We start from the raw sequence: 20499 nt of genomic DNA on the forward strand, positions 1-20499 counted from the left end.
GGCTATTACTTATTTGTTTTATTTATGAAATCAACTGCATACTTTGTGAAGTATGATGTATTTTGGGCGCTTTTATAGCTTTGATTTCCAATAGGTACGTGTGCTTGTGAATCTTCAAGAAGTATAATGGGAATATCTTTTTTTTCACCGCCATAGTTTTTTATAAATTCATTTATTTTTATTGGGTCTACTGTACGATCATTAGGTGTATGGGTTATTATTAAAGGTGTTTTGATTTCATCGAAATTATATGAATTTAATAATGTGACAAGGCCCATCATTGCAATAATTGCATCTACATGTTGTACTTTTGAAGAGTAGCTTTTTATAGACATGTGTTCTTTTCGTTTATCTTCTTTTGTTTCGAATTTGTTGTAACCACCTGTTATAAGATGTGCAATTTGTCGTCCCCAAGGATAGTAAACGATATTTGTTCTCTTGTCATAAGGGAATATGTTGGGAGAAATTAATATTGCTGAATTTATTTCATCTGGATAGTTTGCCAAAGCCCAGATGCTAGCAGCACCCCCATTAGATGTGCCAATTAGTATTAATCTATCGCCTATTAATTTGCCAATTTTAATAGCCTCATCAATGTCTCCTAACCAATCTTGGGTAGTTATTCCTCGAAATGCATTTTTATTGTTTATTCCATGGCCTTTCAATCTTGTAAAAAAAAGATTTGCTTTAAGGGCTTTTGCAATATTATTTGGAACTGGATAAATTTCATTTTTTGATGCTCCAAAGCCATGAATGTAGACCACAGAATATTTTGTTTTTTGCACCTCTTCATACCAAATTATTTCTTTTTTTGTATTTTTTTCTAAATTAAATTGTAACTCTTCTTTTAATAGGTAATGATCAATTTCTTTGATGTTTTTGGGAATTGGTTTTTTTAAAAATTCATTTTTAAATTTTATCCTTGGACTAACTAGTATTAAAAGTAATAAGAATATAATTGTAAAAATGATATTCTTTATGTTCATACAGTGATTTCCTTGTTATTTAGCCCATTATTATTGTTATGGGCAGCTTGGGAATCTTTTTTGTAACAGTTATTGCAATGTCCCGAGTAAATTATTTCAATAGATTTTGTTTCCCAATTTTCTCCAAGTTTGTCTTTCAAAATATCTTTAATGTCATCAAGTTGAATAGGATGGACTTGATTACATTTATTGCATTTAAAGTGGGCTATTGTGGAAGCCAAGCTTAGGTAGAATTTTGTTTCTTTTTGATCAGTAGTTTTTATATCTTTTAGTATATTTCTTTCTTTTAGAATGTTTAATGTGTTATATACTGTTGCTTTTGATAGACTTGGAATTTCTTTAATAAGTTTGTTATAGACTTCTTTTGCTGTAAAGTATTCTTTTGGGTTTGATGCTATGTAGAGAATAATTCTATTTCTAGAATGAGATGCTTTCATTCCCAATTCTGATGTTAAATTTTTTAATAATACAGGATCATTCGTAATACCGACTTTTTCTAATGCAGAGTGTACGTCTATTATGTTATCATTCATATTGTTATACCTTTTTGTTTAAATTAAAGATTAAATACTTTTTATGTTCTACTTAGAATAATTTTATACCTAGTTATTAATATTTTACTACTTATTATTTATTTATTTTCATATTTTTTTATATCAGTATAAAAAATTAAATTTTTTATTTTTGAATTTAGTTTTATTTTGTTATCAAAATTATTATTTAATGGTAGTATCATCAAATTTAGTGTTTGGGAGTAGTTTATTACATCTTGGATCTTGACTGTGTTATAAGAGCCCCCTATATTTAAAATTAACCATTTTTTAGAATTTATTTTTTCAATCTTATAATTAATTGTATGAATGATTTGTTTTTCAACATTTAAAAAGCTTATAAAAAAATTACTGTTTTTATCATTTCCTTTAGATATCAAAAATTCTGTTCCATTAATGTAGCCTTTGGGATTGTTTTTAGTTATTATTATTTTTTCATAAGTATCAAGATCGCTGTATTTTGCTGTTATTTTTAAATTAGCTCCTTTTGAAATTTCAAAAACAGGTATTTCAAGGGCCGAATATTCAAGAAGATAGTCAGGATTACATTTTTTTAAGGTTTTTTTATCCAGATTGATTTTAGAAGGCCATTTTATTTTAATGGATACAAAGAAGCTAGGGATATTCTCATCTATGAAAAAATCAATTGTTGATTTTGTAGCGGAATTGAAAGCCAAATATTGTTTTATTCCTAAAATTTTTTCATTTGAGAAGGAAAATGAATTTTCAATAGATGCTTCTTTTATTAGTTCTTTTTTTGATAAAACTTTAAAATAGGTTCTAGATGTGTTTAGAAATTCAACTTTTTTATCTTTAAATTTTATTTTATTTAATTTCCCGTTTTCGAATTTGATATTGTATTGATTGTGAGATAGTGTGAAATTTCCTTCCATATTGTATTCCAAATTTTTAGGCACAATGGATTCAGAATTTTTGGTAATTTTTTCTTGGTGTTTATTTATTAAAAATTCTCTTAAGCTTTTTTCGTTGATTTGATAATCTTTAAGTCTTTTGTTTTGAAAATTTATTATCGGTTCTTGCTCCTTGAGTGAGTTAAATTTTGGAATTTCTAGTAGTTCAGTAGTCAATTTGGATCCTTCAAGATTTTGTATCTTGATGCTGTGAAAGTTATTTTCTAAGGATTTTAAATAAAGTAAAAAATTTTTTAATTCTTGATTATCATAAGTTTCTTTGATTTCATAGAAATAAATAAGAGTTTCTACGTTGCTTTTTGGAGAATCTATTTTTTGGACCTCATATAAATATTGGCAGTTATTCTTATAAAAAATTAAGTAGTTTTTATTATTTTTGCTCTGTCTTATTCCCTCTGTATAATTGAAATTAAGTTTTCTGTAAAGCTCAGTCACTTTTTTTCTAAACTTTTCTATGTTGTATATATAAAGCATAATAGGGTTGTTTTGAAATATGTCTTTGTAACCACTTTTGAATGGATTTTTTAGTGCCCAATACAAATCTAAATGTATTTCATCATGCAACATGTATTCATGAGGGCTTCCACTGTAAGTTCCAGGTATATATGTATCCATATTGGTTTTGAATCTTTCAAATAGCCATTTATTTAATTCCTCATGTTTTCTTAGGATTTCAAAAAAGTATATTGGAAATGTCCAATGTATTTTGTAAGCCAGTTGTTTGTGTTCAATTAAATATTTTATATTTGATATTATTGATAACAGGTTATCCTCTGAAAATTTAGTTATTGAAATTATAATAATATAAGTTTTTGATTTTTTTAGTTTTCTAAACATAAATTCTTTGTCTTTATGATATGAAGATCACTCAATATTTACATTATATAATAAAAATTTATGCTAGTTTTGTATATTTTGTATTTTTTGATATATAGAAACAAACGCTATGGCGAATGTATTAAGTTTATGCTAATCTTATATTGTTAAATATAAATTATTTTATATATAAAAGGGGTAAAATTTTTATGGCTAAAGACATATATTTTAATGAGGATGCTAGAAAAAGTTTACTTAGTGGCGTTGAAAAATTATCCAATGCTGTAAAAGTAACTCTTGGGCCAAAAGGGAGAAATGTTCTTATTGATAAAAAGTTCGGTTCTCCAACAGTTACAAAGGATGGTGTTAGCGTTGCTCGCGAGATTGAGCTTGAAAATCCATTTGAAAACATGGGGGCGCAACTTTTAAAGGAAGTTGCTATTAAGACAAATGATGTTGCTGGTGATGGAACAACAACTGCCACTGTTCTTGCTTATGCTATTGCAAGAGAAGGTCTTAAGAATGTATCTTCAGGAATTAATCCTATTGGTATAAAAAAGGGAATAGATCACGCTGTAAATTTGGCTGCTGAGAAAATTCGACAGTCTGCAAAGAAGATCACAACAAAGGAAGAGATTGCACAAGTAGCCTCAATTTCTGCTAATAATGACAGTTATATAGGAGAAAAAATTGCTGAGGCAATGGATAAAGTTGGAAAAGATGGGGTTATAACAGTTGAAGAGTCAAAAACTTTTGATACTACGATTTCTTATGTTGAGGGAATGCAATTTGACAGAGGATACCTTTCTCCTTATTTTTCCACCAATAAAGAGAATATGAGTGTTAGTTTTGATGATGCGTTCATATTGATATATGAGAAGAAGATTAGTTCTATTAAAGAGCTTTTACCGGTTCTTGAGAAAGTTTTAGGAACAAATAAGCCTTTGTTGATTATTGCTGAGGACATTGAAGGAGATGCTCTTGCTGCTCTTGTGCTAAACAGCGTTAGAGGAGCTTTAAAAGTTTGTGCGATTAAATCGCCTGGTTTTGGTGATAGACGAAAGGCAATGCTTGAGGATATTGCAGTGCTTACAGGCGGTGTTCTAATCAGTGAGGAACTAGGTCTTACTCTTGAGACAGTTGAGATTGAGCAGCTTGGACAGGCTAAAACTATTAAGGTTGATAAAGACAATACTACTATTATTAATACTGGCAATAAAGAACAAATAAAAGAGCGTTCAGAGCTTATTAAGAAGCAAATTGAAGATTCAACATCCGAATACGATAAAGAAAAACTTCAAGAACGTCTTGCAAAGCTTGTTGGTGGAGTTGCTGTTATTAATGTTGGAGCTGTTACTGAAGTAGAACTTAAGGAGAAAAAACATAGAGTTGAAGATGCTCTTTCTGCAACCCGTGCTGCTGTTGAAGAGGGTGTTGTGCCTGGTGGTGGATCAACTCTTATTGAAGTTGCTATGTATTTGGATACAATAGATACAAGCAAATTAAGCTATGAGGAAAAGCAAGGTTTTGAGATTGTAAAAAGAAGCCTTGAAGAGCCAATGAGGCAGATTATTTCAAATGCTGGTTTTGAAGGGTCTATTTATATCCATCAAATTAAAACTGAGAAAAAAGGACTTGGGTTTGATGCTTCTAGTTTTAAGTGGGTAAATATGATTGAGAGTGGAATAATCGATCCTGCTAAGGTTACAAGAAGTGCACTTCAAAATGCTGCTTCGATTGCTGGACTTTTATTAACAACAGAATGTGCAATCACTGACATTAAAGAAGAGAAAAATACTTCTGGTGGTGGTGGTTATCCTATGGACCCAGGAATGGGAATGATGTAAATTAAAGTTTCACCGGCGAACTTGTGTTTTTGCCGGTGTAATGTTTTATTATTCAAAGGAATTATTTTGAGTGAGGATGAATTTGTTTTTTGTATAGGTTATGATTGTTCAAAAGCAATAGTAGATAGACAGCTTTTAAAAGAAAACAAAGGTAAAAGCGTTAAGGAGCTTTTTGAACTTGGGCTTTATAGAAGTGCCTTTAGCAAAGCTCTTTATAGAAATGATGATACTCTTATCAATTATTTAATTGAAGAGTATAATAAAATAAGTAATTCTAATTATACCAAAAAGGACGACTTCAAGCTTTTATTTGGAGTGGTTTATCCCAATGATATTAATAAGATAAAAGTGACGTATGTATAGTAAAGGAGGTTTTGTGTTTTTATTGCAAGAGTTTAGCGGCAATAGTAGCTTTTTCCGAAGTTTGTTAGTTTTTGTGCCTGTTATTGCTATATTTTGGTTTTTAGTGATATCTCCTCAGCGTAAGGAAGAAAAAAATAAAAAAGAAATGATAAAAAATTTAAAAAAAGGTGATAGGGTATTAACAATAGGTGGAATTTTTGGAGTTGTAAAAAAACTAGGGGATACGGATGTTATTTTAGAATTAAATCCAAATATCGAAGCAGTATTTGTAAAAACCTCTATTGATAAAGTTTTGTCTGAGAAAGAAGTTAAAAAGGTATTATAATTTAAGGTAAAATTAGGACTGGTAGCTAATAGTGGTATTTGTTAAAAATTTTAAGGATTTGTATAATGAAAAAAGGATCTAAGCTTATATTGATATTGTTGGTGACGTTTTTTGCGTGTCTTTTAATATTTCCGACTTTAAAGTGGTATTTTTTAATGAGCAGTGAGGATAAAAGAATAAGCTCATATTCACAAGAGGCCTTAAGGGATTATTCAAAAAAAAAAGCTTTGAACGATCTTGTTCAGCTTAAAGAGTTGTATAATAAAGATCCCAATAGCAGTATTCCGACTAGCCTGTCTTATTTAATTCCAATAGCAAAAAATAATTATAAGTCTTCAATGAAAATTCCCCCTAATATTTTTACTGCTAAATCTTTGCGTGAAGGATTTTTGACTGATTCTGATATGGGAGAAGTAAGTTTAGAGATTTATAAATATTATGAGAATATAAAGAAGAGTAAAAGTAGAATAATACATCTTGGACTTGATTTGTCTGGTGGGATGGGTGTTACCATTTCTCTTGATTATTCAAGTGTTGAAAAAAAATTAGGCCGTTCTTTGACTTTTGCCGAGAAAGAAGATGCTATTTATCGCATAATGCAAATTCTTAAAGATAGGGTAGATAGGTTTGGACTTACAGAGCCTAAAATTGCAAGAGAGGCTGGAGGAAATAAAATTTTCTTAGATATTCCTGGAGAAAAAGATGAGAGCAGGGTGAACACTCTTTTGAGTGGGAAAGGTAATTTGACTTTTTATGTGGTTGATGACGAATCTACAACACTTTTGCATAAAAAAATATTAGAAGCGGGTTCTCTTTTTTCTATTTCCGAAATTCAGGCAAATATGCACCTTCCAGATAGTAAGCAAATTTTTCCTTGGTATGTTAAAGATTCTTATGGGGTAGATGATGAGTCATCAGTTCGTTATTATGTAGTTGATTCAAGTCCTGAAAATTCATTTGATGGTGCTCACATTAAAGATGCCGGGGTCTCTAATGATCCTAGAACGGGTCGAGATATTGTTGTTTTTAATCTTGATGTTGATGGAAGTGAAAAATTTTTTAAATTTACTCAGAAAAATGTCGGAAAGTCTTTGGCTGTTGTCATGGAAGGTAAAATTAAGTCTGTGGCAGGAATTGGATATGCTATTACTGGTGGTAATGTTTCGATTCAAGGTGACTCTTTTGATAAAAAAGAGGCCTTAGACCTTGCCTTAGTTTTTAAAACAGCTGCTTTTCCAGTTGAAATTAAAATAGATGATTTGAGAATAATAGGACCTACTCTTGGTGCTAAGACTGTTGATCTTGGTATTAAAGCTTCTATGCTTGCTCTTTGTTTGGTTTTTTTGTTTATGTGTTTTTATTATGGTTTGAGTGGTTTTGTAGCTGGGTTTTCACTTGTTATTTATAATGTGTTTTTAATTTTAGCAATATTGTCGGCTTTTAATTTTACTTTAACTTTAACAAGTATTGCAGGTCTTATTTTGACAATGGGTATGGCTGTAGACATAAATATAATTATTTATGAGAGAATTAAAGAAGAAATTAGAGAAGGTAGAAAATTTGAAAATGCTTTTGAAGATGGTTTTAAGAAAGCCTTTTTATCTATTATGGATGCAAACATAACGACATTTATCGCAGTGCTTTTTTTAACCCTTCTTGGGACGGGAGTTATTCAAGGTTTTGCATGGTCTCTTTCTGTTGGAATTGTGGCATCCCTTTTTAGTAGTTTGATTTTTTCAAGATTTATTTTGGAATTTATCATGTCTGTTAAAAAAAGCAAATTTATAAGTATATCTTGGAGTTCAAAATATGCAAAGAGTAATTAATTTTTTAAAATATGGAAGTAATGTTTTAATTGTTAGTGTTATTTTGACTTTGATTGGACTTATTTATACTTTTTTGTATCATGGTGGATACAATTGGGGAATAGATTTTTCTTCTAGAGTTAATATTAATCTTTCAATAGAAAAATCAGATATTAAAGAAAATGAAATTAAAAGAATATTTTCTCCAATTTATAAGACTTTAGATGTTAAGAGTATTTTTTCACCGAATGAGAATAAAAGTGAATTCTCTATTATGGTAAAGTCGGATATCATTGATTATGCTTTTAAAACACAAGTTCAAACGACAATAATGGATGAACTTAAAAAAGCATTTAATGCTAATATTGAAGTTTTGGATTCTTATTTTATTGATTCAAGCTTTTCTTCTACTTTGAGAATTAAGTCGATATTTTTGGTATTAGGAACATTTACTCTGATTTTGATTTATGTATCTTTAAGATTTAAACTAAGTTATGCTATTGCTTCCATACTTTCAATATTTCATGATATATTTTTTATAGTTGCTTTTTTAGGGGTATTTAGAATCGAGATTAATAGTTACATTATTGTGGCAATATTAACCATTATTGGATATTCTTTAAATGACACAATAATTATTTTTGATAGGATTAGAGATAATGTTAAGCGATTAACCGATAATGCATTTTTAAATATATTAAATATAAGCATTAGTCAAACTTTATCAAGAACTGTTTTGACGTCAGTTACGACATTTGTTGCAGTATTTTCCATTTATGTGTTTACCGAAGGATCTATAAAAGATTTTTCTTTGGTATTTATGGTAGGTGTAATTGTTGGAACTTATTCTTCTGTGTTCATAGCTTCTCCAATACTTTTAAAACTGTATAGAAAAATAAAGTAGATCTTTGAATAAGATGATGTTTTGACATGAAGTTTTTTGATTTTGGTTCGTTAGGATTTTATAGGTTTTTTGATTTTCAAAAATATCTTAATTTTAGTATTTTTAGGTATAGTTTAATAAATTATTATTCTTATAGAGAGCAGTCAAGCCTTATTAACGATGCTAATTTACTTAAGGATAAACTTGTATTTTTGGATAAGATTTATAGGGATTTTAATCCCAGCGTCAGTAAATCTTGGGATGCTAATAAAGCTATTTTTTTAGATACTTTGCTTATTATTAAAAATTTGATAAAGAAATATCATCCCGATTCAGAATTTTTAGACATTCAAGAAGATGAATTATTGGAAGATATTTCCCATTTTAATAAATTTTTAGATAAACTTAAATATTTAAACTTTAGAGTAGATCTTAAGCAAAAGATTGAAAATTTTGAAAAAAAGAGTAAAGCCCCATTTTCTTGTATAAGAATTGCTACATTCTTTATTCAAGAAGAATTTTTAGATCGACTTAATAATTCGTTTGATTTTTTCTCCAATGAGGCTAATAGTAATAATTTAGATGTAATTAACAAAGAAATTAATGATTATTATGAAAAAGTAGAACAAATTAAAAAAAGCAACAATATTAAAGAAACTCATAAAAAATTTATTATAGAACACACGAAAGACAGAATTAATAAAATCATGAAAGATCATAGTCTTGACGTTTCTAAACTGCTTATAAAAATTGCTTTGCTTGAGATTACAATTCAATCTTTTGATAGCTATTATTTGAATTTATTGGAAATTTTACAAATTCTTTTATCTATTAATAATATAATTGAGATCGGTTTAAACGAATTGCCGGATGCTATTTTTAATGAATGGAATGAGCTTATTTATTTAAGAAGGAAAGAGTTCCAAAAATTTGTTTTAATCTCTGATTATGTTTTCCAAAAAAGGATCATATCTACTATAAATTCTGGAAATTGGAAATTTGCCTTTTTTACTCTTGCTCCCCGACAAGGGGATGTTTTCCAATTTTCAGTGGATATTGCTAAAAATTTTGATAATATTGAGGATGGAATCAAGGAATATGAGTCTAAGATAAATAAATTTAATGAATATAGGTCGGGTTGGGAGGCAAATTTAAAAAATTTTGGGCATTTATTTTCAGAAACACTTTAACTATATATCTCTTTTAATCTTTCGTAAATAGTTCTTACTTCATTATTTATTATTTTGGGAATTTTTACTATCAAAGTGACTTTAAGGTCTCTTTTAGAATTGTTTCCAATTATAGGCATTCCTAGTTCTTTTAAGTTTAGAATTTCGCCATTTTGAGCATCTGAAGGAATTTTAAGTTTTATTTTTTTCCCCTCAATTGTTTCAAATAATTTTTCACAGCCCAGAGCTATTTCCCATGGATAAACTTCTATTGTTGTTTCTAAGGTTTTTCCATTCAGTTTAAATTTTTTATAGCTTGATATAGCAAATTTGACTATTAAGCTCCCTTTTGTTCCAAAAATTGGATTAATAGGTCCTTTATTGTTTATTTTTATTTTAGTTGTTTCCAATGTTCCTTTTGGTATTAGTATCTCAAATTTTTTGTTGTTTATCAGTATTGTTTTTTTACCCCCCATATAAGCATCATAAAGTGAAATATTTACAGTTATTTCTTTGTCTGTTGTTTTTCTTGAAGACCCGCTAAAGATTTTTGAAAAAAAATCGAAATCTTCAAAGTTGCTAAATCTTGAGCTATTAAATTCTTTTTCAAAATAGTCATTGTTGCCATTAAAATTAGTGCTGCCCAAAGCATCGTAATTTCTTTTTTTATCAGGAGAAGATAAAATTTCATAAGCTTCATTTATTTCTTTAAACTTTTCTTCAGCTATTTTGTTTCCCTTGTTTTTGTCAGGGTGATATTTTATTGCCAATTTTTTGTAAGCTTTTTTAATTTCTTCGTTACTAGCATTTTTTTGTATTCCAAGTATATTGTAGTAGTCTTTGGTCATTAAAAAATCTCCTCCAAATCCCCTGTATTTATTATGTATTTTAATATTTGTACTTTATATATGTTATAATTAAACTTAAATTTTTAAAAGACCATTATGAGAGTAGATCTTTTGCCCCTTATCGAGCTAAGTCTTTATATTAATATTTCATTTTGTTGTAAAGATTTTAGCATTTTTAATAGAATTTTAAATAAATTAAAATATTATATAGTCTTATTAGGGCATCCAATTATAAAAACACTTTATATTAAGCATGTAGATTTTTGTTTATGCGAGCAGGATAATTTAAAATTTATTTTCACTTCTTTGTCTAAATGTATTAATTTGGCGTTATTAGAAGAATTTACTTTGGAAATTCTTCCAGGTTGTGTTGATTTTGAAAAGTTCAAACTTTTGGATGAATTTTGTATTACTAGGATTAATCTTGGTGTGCAAAGTTTTTCTTTAAAATTTAGAAAGATTGTGAGTATTCCTGAGATTTCTTATAAAAAAATGAATGTTTTAATTAACAATATTAAAAAGTTTGCTTTTGATTTAAATATTGATATGACTATCAATATGCCTTTGCAAAAAAAATCTCATCTTAAGAGAGATTTGAAAGAATTGCTCTCATATATGCCTGAGCATATTTGTTTTAGTGATTTTATATGTGAAAAGGAAGGCCTTACTTTTAAAAATTTTGATAATGGTGTTGATTCAGAAAAACTGTGGTTTTGTGCCCTAGAGTGTTTAGAATCTAATGGTTACATTAATTATGAAATTACTAATTTTGCGTTAAAGGGTCATGAGAGTAAGCATAATAAGTTAAATTGGGAGTTAAAACCTTATTTAGGATTAGGATTGAATGCTGTAAGTTTGCTTTTTTGTAATGACAATAATAATATAAAAGCTTTGATTAGAAAAGATAATGGTTTTGTTAAAGCAAATAATTATTTAGTAACATTTAAATTGCTAGAGGATTTGGAGTTTTTTATTTATCATTTTATTCAAGGTCTTGGAACTATTCAAGGTGTTAACTTACGGTCTCTTAGACTTAGATTTGAGTATGATGAAAAGCAATTTTTCAAGTTTATTAGTTATTGCTCGACTTTAAGTAGAAAATTTGTTTTTGATGATAATATTATGTTACTAAAAGGACATGAAAGGTTTAAGTTAGATTTTTATTTAGTAAAAATTATAAACTATTTTAATGATAATATTTTTAAAGTGAAGTTTAGGCTTCCTTGATTTGTTTGTTTTGGTAATAAACTATTTTTGTATTTTTGTGATTGAATATTCCAATCTCAAGTATACCTGGAAATAGTTTAAAGTATTTTTCTGTTCCTTCAGGATTTTCTACGTGCATTTTTACATCTAAAATATAATTGTTGTTATCAGTTATAATGGGGCCTTTTTTTTCGTTACAAATTCTTAAGGTTGTGTTTAAATTCATTTCTTCAAGTCTAGTCATAATGAATCCAATAGCACTTTGGGCTACTTCTATGGGAATAGGCATTTTTGTTCCCAATTTTTTTACAATTTTTGTTTCATCTGCTATTATTAGCAATGTTTCTGAATTGTAGGCTATTACTTTTTCCATTAGATGGGCGCCCCCCATTCCTTTTATTAGACTTTTTTTTTCTAATAAAATTTCATCAGCTCCATCAATTGCAATGTCTAAATTTTTGTTAAGTTTTGAAAAATTTGATTCATAAGGGATTTGTTCTCTTGAGAGTAAATATTTTGTATCGCTACTTGTTGTATAGAATTTTAAATTTTTTAAATTGCCCGATTTTAGCTTTTCGCTTAAATATTTTATTGCATAATAAATAGTTGTGCCTGTTCCGATTCCAAGGTTCATATTGCTTTTGATATAGCGATCAATTGCGTATTTTGCTACCAAAATTTTTTGATTTTCCATAATTTTTTTCCTTGCTTGAGTGAATTTAAAGTTCAATGTATTTTAAAGTATATCATTATTTAATTAATGGTTGAAATCTTGACTAGATTTTGTGCTAATTTATAATTATTAGTATTAATAAATAAAATAATATGCTAGGAGATTTTATGTATAAATTAGTTTTAGTGAGACATGGAGAGAGTGAGTGGAACAAGGAGAATCTTTTTACTGGTTGGACAGATGTTAAACTTTCCGATAAAGGTATTGATGAGGCTGTGGAGGCAGGTTTGCTCCTCAAGCAAGAAGGTTATTCTTTTGATATTGCTTTTAGTTCTTTATTGTCAAGGGCTAATGATACTTTAAATATTATTTTGCGAGAACTAGGCCAATCTTATATTAGTGTAAAAAAAACCTGGAGATTAAATGAGAGACATTATGGAGCTTTACAAGGTTTAAATAAGTCAGAAACAGCTGCAAAATATGGGGAAGATAAGGTTTTAATTTGGAGACGCAGCTATGATGTGCCCCCAATGTCTTTAGATGAATCTGATGAGCGTCATCCAATAAAAGATCCAAGATATAAATATGTTTCTAAAAGGGAACTTCCTTCGACAGAGTGTCTTAAAGATACTGTTGCAAGAGTTATTCCTTATTGGACTGATGAGATTGCAAAAGAAGTTCTTGAGGGTAAAAAGGTTATTGTTGCTGCTCATGGCAATTCTTTAAGAGCTCTTGTTAAATATCTTGATAATTTAAGCGAAGAAGATGTTTTAAAGCTTAATATTCCAACAGGTATTCCTTTAGTTTACGAATTAGATGAAGATTTAAATCCTATTAAACACTACTATTTAGGTGATGAAAGCAAGATTAAAAGTGCAATGGAATCTGTTGCTAGTCAAGGAAAGTTAAAATAATTGGGCTATTGGTATTAAAGTATTAATAAGTCATATAATAATTATGGCTTATTTTTTTTATCTTTAGAATTTTAAATATATTTACTTGTAATCTTTTCAAAACGGTCAATGCCAATTATTTTGATAAATCCGGCTAATTTGGGACCTTTTTCTTTATCGATTAAAATTTTATAAATTTGTTTAAAAAACAAAGCGGGTTCTATATTATTTTCTCTTGCAATTTTATATATTTCGTTTTGAATGTCTTGTTCTGTGGCAACTTCAAAATTTTTCTTTAAAAAATTCAAAAGTTCATTAATTGCTTTTTTGTTATTTTCTTTTAGTATTTCTATATTGTCAAAGTTAGATCTTAATGAAAATTTGAAATCTTCGGGTGCAAAATCTCTTATCCAATTAATTGCACATTTGATTTTATTGATTAGTTTGTCTTTTTGATCGTCTTGAACGTTTTTTAAGTAATTTAGAATTTTATTTATATTATTTTCAAATATTTGACAAATTACGCTTAAATGTCTAAATCCAATTTGATAAGGGATTCTTTTGCTTGGCATGTATGGTTGAGATAACTCATAAATTCTTTTAAACGATCTTTTTTTTTCCTCTTTTATGTCTTCCACTCCGTAATAGATTCTTTCAAATTTGTCGTAATCCTCGTATATCTTAATTACGTCAAGATCAAATGAGATCGAAAATTCAGTATTTGGCTTTGTAGCAGCAAATAAAAATCTTGTGACCTCAGGTGTGTAGACTTCAAGAACATCTTTAAGCGATATGACGTCTCCTGATGAGGAGGATATTTTACCACCACGTCCTTTTATTGAAATAAAGTCATATTGAAATGTTACAGGAGGACTTCCTTGAAAAATTTTTACAATATTTTTAGATGTATCAAAACTACCGCCGCTGCTGTGGTGATCTTTTCCTGCAGGTTCAAAATCAACATTTTCATATTTCCATCTCATAGGCCAATCTATTCTCCAGAGAAGCTTAATGGCCCATGTAGTTCTTATATCTAGAGATTCTTGATTTCCACATTCGCATGAGTATTCAACAGAGTAATCGTTGTCGTAATCATTTACAGTTGTTGTATCTCTATTACATTTTGTACAAAATATACTGATTGGATACCAATTATCTTCAAGCTTTGAAGTTCTATATTCGTTTAATGCTTCAGAGAGATCTTTTTTGTGATTAAGTGCAAATTTTATTTGGCTTGCATAGATGCTATTGGTGTATTGTTTACTTTGGTCAATGAATTCAGGATTGATTCCTACTATAGGAAGATATTTTTCAAATTCAATTTCATTAGCTCTAGCGTAACTTGTTTTGTGGCTTCTTGTGTCAGGAACTCTTGTTATTGCTTGTCTTAAATAAGTTGTAAGAAGTTCTTGTTCTGGCATATTTTTAGGAACTTTTCGAAATACATCATAATTATCCCACGAATAAATAAATCTTACCTTTTCTCCAGAGTCCTTCAAAGCTCTTGCTACAAGGTCTACTGAAATAACTTCTCTGAAATTTCCAATGTGCACGGTTCCAGACGGAGTAATTCCTGATGCCACCGTGTATAAGTCTTTTGGACCTTTTTCCTTTTTTATTTTTTCTGCGTAAAAATCTGCCCAATGCGCTGTCTTCACATTTTATTCCTAGCTCAAATTTTAGCATTTTATGTTTAAAGTTTCAATAATTTAGAAAATTGTAGTTAAATATTAATTTATAAGTCTTTTTATTAGGTTATCTTCTTTGTTCCAATTTTTTTTTAGCTTTACCTGGAGAAATAGGTTGCATTTTGCTTCAAAAATTTTTGCAATCGTTTTCCTTGCTTTTTCTCCTATTGATTTTATTTCTTTGCCGTTTTTTCCTACAATTATTCCTTTTTGACTTTCATTTGCTACAAAAATATTTGCCTTGATAAAAAGACTTCCTTTTTTATTCTCTAAGGTATCAATATCTACATACAAAGAATAGGGAAGTTCTTCTCTTAGGTTTTCAATAGCCTTTTCCCTTATTATTTCGCTAATTCTAAAATTTATTTTTTGATCCGTATAGTATTCTTGTGGATAATAAAGTGGACCTTCTGAAAAATTTTCATAAATTTTATTTTTTAATTCTTCTGTATTTATTTTTTTTTCAGCAGATATTTTAATTATATTGTTGTCTTCTATTTCTTTTTCTTTTAAAAATTGTGTTATTTCTTTTATTTTAGTATTTTTAAGGTCTACTTTATTAAGTAATACTAAAAATTTAATTTTAGAGTTTTTTATTATTTCTAGCATTTTATTTTCTTCGTTTCCAGGTTTGTCTTGAATGTCTATTATGTATAAAATAAGTTCAACTTCTCCTATTGAAGAGTGTATGTTTTTCATCATTGCAATATTAAACTTTTTTTTGCTCAGATGAAATCCGGGTGTATCTATAAAAATGATTTGTCCTCTTTCATCTGTAAAGATTCCTTTTATTTTATTTCTAGTTGTTTGTGGAATAGGGGATATGATTGATATTTTATGCCCGCATATTGAATTTAAAAGAGTAGATTTTCCAGTTGATGGTCTACCAAGTATTGCTGCAAATCCTGATTTCATGTTTTAACATTCCTTAAAATATGTAATATTAATACATATTTTATTATAATTAATTATATAGTATTTATGTACTTTATAATTAAGTAAAATTTGAGGAATTTTCGTTTGGCAAAGGTAAATTTTGAAGTTTTTTGCGAACAATGTGGCGAAAAAGTTGGGCTTAATAGGTCTATTTGTCCTAATTGTGCTTCTAAGCTTGGTGATATCGAATGTCCAAATTGTCGACATGTAGGCCCAGTTTCTGCTTTTGGAGAGGGTTGCCCCAATTGTCACTACAGTCCTTTTCAGGAACTAAAAGAAAAACCCTTTAAAAGAAAAGAAAGAATAAAGATGGTAAGTGATAAAGTAGTTTCTAGAGTTTTTGTAAGACTTTTCCATTTTGGAATTAATGTTAATATTTTGCTGTATTTATTTTCAAGTTTTTTATTTGTTATACTTTTTCTTTATATTGTTTATGGCTAAAGGCTTTGTATGGGTATTACAGTTTTTTATTTATTTTCTATTTTTACATCTTTTGTTATGGGCTCTAGCATGGAGTCCGTTAAAGACAATATTCTAAAAAGTACTATTTTTTATTATGATGTTGAAGAAGTTGAGTTTCCTTATGCTAAGAAACAGACTTTGCAATTTATTGCTAAAACTCATTTAAAATATGCTGTTTTTAATTTTGACAAGAATAAAATGTTTTCATACACTTTTGTTTTTGATAAAAAATTAATATCCCAGTATTCAATTTTTATTGAGGTAAAGAAGAAGTTTGGCGAGGCTACACTAGTGACTCCTTTAAATTATTTATGGGATCTTGGCGAGTGTATTATTGTTTTGAATAAAAATATTTTAAGAATGACTTTAAAATCTTATATTGTAAGTTATAATAAATGATTTTTAATAAGGTTGATAATTGGAAAAAGCTTTAAAATGGTTTTTATGTTTAGTTTTATTGATGCCTTCTTTATCTTTTGCTGATCATTTTTATGATAAAGAAATTGTGATAAATGGCGTTAAGTTTTTTGTAAAAATAGCATCTAATGAATTTGATAGAACAAAAGGATATATGGATACTAAAAAAGTTGAATATGGAAATGGAATGCTTTTTGTTTTTAAAAAAGAGCAATATTTATCTTTTTGGATGGAAAATACACCTTTGATGCTTGAAATAGCTTATATTGATTCAAGTGGAATTATTAAAGAGATTTATGATTTAGAACCATACTCTAGGGCAAACGTTAATTCTCTTTATAAAGCAAAATATGCTCTCGAGCTTCCAAGAGGCTCATTTTCTAAATTTAAAATAAAAATAGGTGATAAGGTGTCTTTTTGCTTTGCCATTAATTCTTTATTAGTAGAATAACTTTGATTATTGGGCTTTAATTTCTTGAAGTTCTTCTTCGATTTGATCCTTTTTAACTTCATTTTTATCAGATCCTTTTGTTGTATTTATTTTTTCTTGTTTTAAATTCTGTTCGCTTGATACATTATTTGCATTGTTATTTACTTCATTATTATTAATGTTTTCGTTATTTGTTATTATTTTTTTGAAAATAGTCATTGTTGAGGCGATTTCGTCAATTGCATCAAGCAAAAGTGTTTCACTTGCAAATTCTTCTGCTTTTACAATATATACCAAAGAATTAATTCCTCTTTCTGCGTTATGAATAATCTCCCATGATCCAAGTACTCTGTTGTTGTAGCTATCGCTCATAAGGGATTCAGATATTTCTTTAATTTTTTGTGTATTTACATCAAATACTTTGACAATTCCAAATATTTCTCTTATTTTTGAATTTTTATATGAGTTTAGTCTTGATCTAATGATTATTTCTTCTCGTTCATTATTGTTTATGTCTTTAAATGCTACAAAGTCATTATCTGAGTCTATTTTATATTCAATTTTGTTTTTATCTAAAAATTTTTTAATTCTCTTATCATACTGTATATTCTTATGGTTGCAAGAAATGAGTGTAAAAATGATAATAATCATGCTATGAGATAATGCATTAATATTCATTATTTTTGGAATTAACATTGTATTATTTGACATATGATTATTATAATTTAATTGTGAGGATTTTAAAAGTAATTTATGCGTCTTCAAGGTATTGACTATTCATATACTGTTATTCAATCTAAGAATAATTATTCACAAAAATCTTCTTTTGGGATTTCTTTTGTAATATTAAACAGAGGAACAAAAATTTTTAGAGAAGATTTATTTGAATTTTTATCAAATTTTGACTTTATAAGAGAAATAATTTCAATTGAAAAACAGAGCAATAGGAGTTCTTTACAGTTTATTTCAGAAAGTTATGGTAAGTTAAAATTTATTTTACTTTCTGATGACTTAAATTCTGGGGAAAAGGTTAATTTGGCAATGAAAGAATCCAGCTGTGATTTTGTTTTTGTTTTGCAAAGTGATATGTACTTGTTAAATCCTTTTTGGATTCCAAATATATTTAATGAAATAGTAAAAAAAAATGTTCTTCTTGTTGGGGGAGAATTTTTCGATAAAGAAGAGGAAATGATACCCTCAATTTTTCTACCCAGTATAGATAAACAGCAAAAGTTTAAGGTAATTTTAGTAAATTCTGAGAAAGACTATGAAAAAACTTTGATTACCATGGATTATTGTGGACTTTATTCTAAAGAAAAATTTTTACAGTTAGGGGGTTTTGACGGAAGAATTCAAAATGAATATTTTCAAAGAATAGATTTTGGACTAAGAGCTGTTTATTTTGGGGAACATATTTATATTTATAGAAAGTTAAGAATTCAGTATACCGCATCAAATTCACCAGAAAATTTAACCAAAAATAAAAGTTTTTTGATTTTTTTGCTTAAGAACTATGTCCCAATTTTTGTTGGAAATGGCGTTGTTTTTTCTTTTTTGAGGTTTTGTAAAGTTTGTTTAAAATACAAGATTAATCCTTTTCTCTTTCAAAAAGAATTTAAGGAAATAAAAGGTGAGATCACTAAAAATAGCTTGAGATTCAAAGGAGACTTAAAGAGTGCCATTGAGCTTTGGGAAAATAATATTATTGATTAATTTAGTTTTGTTTTCATATTTGAACTTATATTCCAAGACGCTTGATTATTTAAATATTCTTGATTTTTTTGATACTAATGTTTTTAAGTTCGATTTTAATATCGAAAATGATGTTTTTACAATTGAAAATGATAAGGGGTATTTAAAGTTTAGAGTAGGTTTTGAATATGCGCTTACATCTTCTGGTTATTATATGTTTGTAGATCCAATTGTTGACATTCGTGGAGAAATTTTAATAAGCCAAAAGGTATTAAAACAGATTGAAAATTATTTTAGTTCTCTTAAAGATTATAATAAACCCAGAATTACTTCAATAATCATTGATCCTGGGCATGGTGGACACGATGCTGGCGCAGTTGTTACTTTAAGGATAAATGGTTACGATGTTGTGCTTCAAGAAAAAGATTTTGCATTGACCTATTCTATATATTTATCTAAAATTTTAAGCAATTATTTTGTAAATAAAAATATTTTGTTAACCCGTGTAAATGATGTTTTTTTAACCTTGAAAGAGCGATCGGAATTTGCGAATGCAATAAAGCCAAATTTTCCGAATAATGTTATCTTTTTGTCTATACACGCTAATGATGCCCCAAATAATGAGGCGAGGGGAGTTGAGTTTTGGTATCTTCCCAAGGATTCAAAAAGAGAGGTTATTAAAGATTTTAAGGGATATGATATTAAAGGTAATAGATACTTAAGTGAGCTTAATGATATACTAGATATTAAGTATAAATATGAATCAAAAAGATTGGCTGAAATTTTGTATAAAGTATTTAAAAATGAGTTAATTGAAACCAATATTAGACCGATTAGAGAAGAGCAATGGTTTGTAATAAAAAATAGCAGCATGCCTGCCGTATTGATTGAAATGGGGTTTTTGTCCAATATTTTAGATGCTAAATTAATTTTGGATTATAATTATATGAGCAAGTTTAATATCCTAATACTTAAATCTTTGATGGAATTTATAAATTTTTATGAAAAATAATATTTCAGATATATTTTTTAAATATAATGTAGTGATTTATAAATTTTTAAATTCTAAAAAAGAGCATACGGTTAGAGTGCTTTTAGGAGCCTTGGCAGCAAGTTTTTTGTTTTCTATTTGTACGATTTTTTTAAATTATGGCAATCTTTTTTCAAAAAAGGTTTTTTATTTTCACACTAGCAAGGGTTTTGTTGCTAATTTAAGGTATTTGAAAGATGAAAAAGATTTGAAAGATAATTTAGATCTTTTAGTAAAAGATTTTCTATTAGGAAGCAACGAGGGGTTTTCTTTTGGATTTTTATTAAGCGATGCAAGATTTTTATATTCTTTTTTAAAAAATAGGATTTATTACATAAATCTTTCAAGGGAGTTTTATGATTCTTTTAATAGCGGTGATTATAATGAGTCTTATGAATCTTTTGATGTTAAGGTTAATCTGTTTGCTATGTCTTTAGTAAAGACGATACGCTTTAATTATCCTGGCAAGTTAAAAAGGCTTGTTATTCTTGTTGAAGGGTGTATGTTGAAGGAGTAGAGCTGATAAATTTATTTTTACTAATAATGA

General features: G+C 28.1%; 22 protein-coding genes. 14 read left to right on the forward strand and 8 right to left on the reverse strand.

What is annotated here, in order from left to right; translation table 11 throughout:
* Nucleotides 1-5: 5 nt before the first annotated feature.
* The 3 genes from HNP68_RS01175 to HNP68_RS01185 form a co-directional block, all read right to left on the reverse strand.
* Nucleotides 6-986 carry an alpha/beta hydrolase gene (locus HNP68_RS01175; protein ID WP_183219559.1) on the reverse strand — a complete coding sequence of 327 codons (981 nt, stop codon included), beginning with the start codon at nt 984-986 and terminating at the stop codon, nt 6-8.
* A complete protein-coding gene (gene bosR / locus HNP68_RS01180; RefSeq protein ID WP_183219567.1) occupies nt 983-1519 on the reverse strand; it encodes an oxidative stress transcriptional regulator BosR in 537 nt (178 codons plus the stop codon). Before bosR ends, HNP68_RS01175 begins: the two co-directional genes overlap by 4 nt.
* 98 nt (nt 1520-1617) lie before the next feature.
* Nucleotides 1618-3306: a histidine kinase gene (locus HNP68_RS01185; RefSeq protein WP_183219569.1), complete on the reverse strand. Its 1689-nt coding sequence runs from the start codon at nt 3304-3306 to the stop codon at nt 1618-1620.
* A 188-nt stretch (nt 3307-3494) separates the two neighbouring features.
* Here HNP68_RS01185 and groL point away from each other — a divergent pair, with 188 nt between their 5' ends.
* The 6 genes from groL to HNP68_RS01215 all read left to right on the forward strand — a co-directional run bounded on the left by groL (nt 3495) and on the right by HNP68_RS01215 (nt 9698).
* Nucleotides 3495-5132: a chaperonin GroEL gene (gene groL, locus HNP68_RS01190; RefSeq protein WP_014653826.1), complete on the forward strand. Its 1638-nt coding sequence runs from the start codon at nt 3495-3497 to the stop codon at nt 5130-5132.
* A gap of 66 nt (nt 5133-5198) precedes the next feature.
* Entirely contained in the window at nt 5199-5495 is a 297-nt protein-coding gene (locus HNP68_RS01195; protein WP_183219572.1) for a hypothetical protein, read from the forward strand.
* Nucleotides 5488-5820, forward strand: a complete 333-nt coding sequence (yajC, locus tag HNP68_RS01200) for a preprotein translocase subunit YajC (RefSeq protein ID WP_183219573.1) — start codon at nt 5488-5490, stop codon at nt 5818-5820. Before HNP68_RS01195 ends, yajC begins: the two co-directional genes overlap by 8 nt.
* A gap of 65 nt (nt 5821-5885) precedes the next feature.
* On the forward strand, nt 5886-7646 hold the full coding sequence (secD, locus tag HNP68_RS01205) for a protein translocase subunit SecD (RefSeq protein WP_183219575.1): 1761 nt from the start codon (nt 5886-5888) through the stop codon (nt 7644-7646).
* Nucleotides 7630-8529: a protein translocase subunit SecF gene (secF, locus tag HNP68_RS01210; protein WP_183219577.1), complete on the forward strand. Its 900-nt coding sequence runs from the start codon at nt 7630-7632 to the stop codon at nt 8527-8529. The genes secD and secF overlap by 17 nt, the downstream gene beginning before the upstream one ends.
* A gap of 26 nt (nt 8530-8555) precedes the next feature.
* A complete protein-coding gene (locus HNP68_RS01215; RefSeq protein WP_183219579.1) occupies nt 8556-9698 on the forward strand; it encodes a hypothetical protein in 1143 nt (380 codons plus the stop codon).
* On the opposite strand, the gene HNP68_RS01220 is transcribed toward HNP68_RS01215, so the two are convergent.
* Nucleotides 9695-10525 carry a DnaJ domain-containing protein gene (locus HNP68_RS01220; protein ID WP_183219581.1) on the reverse strand — a complete coding sequence of 277 codons (831 nt, stop codon included), beginning with the start codon at nt 10523-10525 and terminating at the stop codon, nt 9695-9697. The genes HNP68_RS01215 and HNP68_RS01220 overlap by 4 nt on opposite strands.
* Nucleotides 10526-10621: 96 nt before the next feature.
* Here HNP68_RS01220 and psgB point away from each other — a divergent pair, with 96 nt between their 5' ends.
* Nucleotides 10622-11752 (forward strand): HemN-related non-iron pseudo-SAM protein PsgB, encoded by a 1131-nt coding sequence (gene psgB, locus HNP68_RS01225; RefSeq protein WP_183219583.1) that lies wholly within the window; start codon nt 10622-10624, stop codon nt 11750-11752.
* Here psgB and rpiA read toward each other — a convergent pair.
* The gene (gene rpiA, locus HNP68_RS01230; protein WP_183219585.1) at nt 11739-12425 is read right to left on the reverse strand and encodes a ribose 5-phosphate isomerase A; all 687 of its coding nucleotides are present in this window, start codon (nt 12423-12425) and stop codon (nt 11739-11741) included. The genes psgB and rpiA overlap by 14 nt on opposite strands.
* A 146-nt stretch (nt 12426-12571) precedes the next feature.
* Here rpiA and gpmA point away from each other — a divergent pair, with 146 nt between their 5' ends.
* The gene (gpmA, locus tag HNP68_RS01235) at nt 12572-13318 is read left to right on the forward strand and encodes a 2,3-diphosphoglycerate-dependent phosphoglycerate mutase (protein WP_183219587.1); all 747 of its coding nucleotides are present in this window, start codon (nt 12572-12574) and stop codon (nt 13316-13318) included.
* 71 nt (nt 13319-13389) lie between these two features.
* Here the strand turns inward: gpmA and lysS are convergent, their stop codons facing one another.
* Together lysS and era are read right to left on the reverse strand one after the other, a co-directional pair.
* Nucleotides 13390-14955, reverse strand: a complete 1566-nt coding sequence (gene lysS / locus HNP68_RS01240; protein ID WP_183219589.1) for a lysine--tRNA ligase — start codon at nt 14953-14955, stop codon at nt 13390-13392.
* Nucleotides 14956-15027: 72 nt separating this feature from the next.
* Nucleotides 15028-15900: a GTPase Era gene (era, locus tag HNP68_RS01245; protein ID WP_183219591.1), complete on the reverse strand. Its 873-nt coding sequence runs from the start codon at nt 15898-15900 to the stop codon at nt 15028-15030.
* Nucleotides 15901-16005: 105 nt separating this feature from the next.
* Between era and HNP68_RS01250 the strand changes: the two genes are divergently transcribed.
* Genes HNP68_RS01250 through HNP68_RS01260 form a run of 3 tightly spaced genes read left to right on the forward strand, consistent with a single transcriptional unit; the run spans nt 16006 to nt 17251 of the window.
* Nucleotides 16006-16362 (forward strand): hypothetical protein, encoded by a 357-nt coding sequence (locus tag HNP68_RS01250; RefSeq protein WP_183219593.1) that lies wholly within the window; start codon nt 16006-16008, stop codon nt 16360-16362.
* A 9-nt stretch (nt 16363-16371) separates the two neighbouring features.
* The gene (locus HNP68_RS01255) at nt 16372-16782 is read left to right on the forward strand and encodes a hypothetical protein (RefSeq protein WP_183219596.1); all 411 of its coding nucleotides are present in this window, start codon (nt 16372-16374) and stop codon (nt 16780-16782) included.
* Between the two features lie 19 nt (nt 16783-16801).
* Nucleotides 16802-17251 (forward strand): DUF192 domain-containing protein, encoded by a 450-nt coding sequence (locus tag HNP68_RS01260; protein ID WP_183219598.1) that lies wholly within the window; start codon nt 16802-16804, stop codon nt 17249-17251.
* Between the two features lie 6 nt (nt 17252-17257).
* Here the strand turns inward: HNP68_RS01260 and HNP68_RS01265 are convergent, their stop codons facing one another.
* Nucleotides 17258-17926 carry a hypothetical protein gene (locus tag HNP68_RS01265; RefSeq protein WP_183219990.1) on the reverse strand — a complete coding sequence of 223 codons (669 nt, stop codon included), beginning with the start codon at nt 17924-17926 and terminating at the stop codon, nt 17258-17260.
* Between the two features lie 57 nt (nt 17927-17983).
* Here HNP68_RS01265 and HNP68_RS01270 point away from each other — a divergent pair, with 57 nt between their 5' ends.
* The 3 genes from HNP68_RS01270 to HNP68_RS01280 are packed head-to-tail and all read left to right on the forward strand — an operon-like array spanning nt 17984 to nt 20469.
* The gene (locus tag HNP68_RS01270) at nt 17984-18943 is read left to right on the forward strand and encodes a glycosyltransferase family 2 protein (RefSeq protein ID WP_183219600.1); all 960 of its coding nucleotides are present in this window, start codon (nt 17984-17986) and stop codon (nt 18941-18943) included.
* Nucleotides 18936-19934 carry an N-acetylmuramoyl-L-alanine amidase gene (locus HNP68_RS01275; protein ID WP_183219992.1) on the forward strand — a complete coding sequence of 333 codons (999 nt, stop codon included), beginning with the start codon at nt 18936-18938 and terminating at the stop codon, nt 19932-19934. The genes HNP68_RS01270 and HNP68_RS01275 overlap by 8 nt, the downstream gene beginning before the upstream one ends.
* On the forward strand, nt 19924-20469 hold the full coding sequence (locus HNP68_RS01280; protein ID WP_183219602.1) for a flagellar filament outsheath protein: 546 nt from the start codon (nt 19924-19926) through the stop codon (nt 20467-20469). The genes HNP68_RS01275 and HNP68_RS01280 overlap by 11 nt, the downstream gene beginning before the upstream one ends.
* The last annotated feature ends 30 nt before the right edge of the window (nt 20470-20499 follow it).

This window comes from Borreliella yangtzensis (assembly GCF_014201775.1).
Classification (GTDB): domain Bacteria; phylum Spirochaetota; class Spirochaetia; order Borreliales; family Borreliaceae; genus Borreliella; species Borreliella yangtzensis.

Excerpts from the sequence above, each read along its gene's own strand:
- HNP68_RS01175 (WP_183219559.1), bottom strand. The coding sequence starts at position 986 with ATGAACATAAAGAATATCATTTTTACAATTATATTCTTATTACTTTTA.
- bosR (WP_183219567.1), bottom strand. The coding sequence starts at position 1,519 with ATGAATGATAACATAATAGACGTACACTCTGCATTAGAAAAAGTCGGT.
- HNP68_RS01185 (WP_183219569.1), bottom strand. The coding sequence starts at position 3,306 with ATGTTTAGAAAACTAAAAAAATCAAAAACTTATATTATTATAATTTCA.
- groL (WP_014653826.1), top strand. The coding sequence starts at position 3,495 with ATGGCTAAAGACATATATTTTAATGAGGATGCTAGAAAAAGTTTACTT.
- yajC (WP_183219573.1), top strand. The coding sequence starts at position 5,488 with ATGTATAGTAAAGGAGGTTTTGTGTTTTTATTGCAAGAGTTTAGCGGC.
- secD (WP_183219575.1), top strand. The coding sequence starts at position 5,886 with ATGAAAAAAGGATCTAAGCTTATATTGATATTGTTGGTGACGTTTTTT.
- secF (WP_183219577.1), top strand. The coding sequence starts at position 7,630 with ATGCAAAGAGTAATTAATTTTTTAAAATATGGAAGTAATGTTTTAATT.
- HNP68_RS01215 (WP_183219579.1), top strand. The coding sequence starts at position 8,556 with ATGAAGTTTTTTGATTTTGGTTCGTTAGGATTTTATAGGTTTTTTGAT.
- HNP68_RS01220 (WP_183219581.1), bottom strand. The coding sequence starts at position 10,525 with ATGACCAAAGACTACTACAATATACTTGGAATACAAAAAAATGCTAGT.
- psgB (WP_183219583.1), top strand. The coding sequence starts at position 10,622 with ATGAGAGTAGATCTTTTGCCCCTTATCGAGCTAAGTCTTTATATTAAT.
- rpiA (WP_183219585.1), bottom strand. The coding sequence starts at position 12,425 with ATGGAAAATCAAAAAATTTTGGTAGCAAAATACGCAATTGATCGCTAT.
- gpmA (WP_183219587.1), top strand. The coding sequence starts at position 12,572 with ATGTATAAATTAGTTTTAGTGAGACATGGAGAGAGTGAGTGGAACAAG.
- era (WP_183219591.1), bottom strand. The coding sequence starts at position 15,900 with ATGAAATCAGGATTTGCAGCAATACTTGGTAGACCATCAACTGGAAAA.
- HNP68_RS01255 (WP_183219596.1), top strand. The coding sequence starts at position 16,372 with ATGGGTATTACAGTTTTTTATTTATTTTCTATTTTTACATCTTTTGTT.
- HNP68_RS01265 (WP_183219990.1), bottom strand. The coding sequence starts at position 17,926 with ATGTTAATTCCAAAAATAATGAATATTAATGCATTATCTCATAGCATG.
- HNP68_RS01270 (WP_183219600.1), top strand. The coding sequence starts at position 17,984 with ATGCGTCTTCAAGGTATTGACTATTCATATACTGTTATTCAATCTAAG.
- HNP68_RS01280 (WP_183219602.1), top strand. The coding sequence starts at position 19,924 with ATGAAAAATAATATTTCAGATATATTTTTTAAATATAATGTAGTGATT.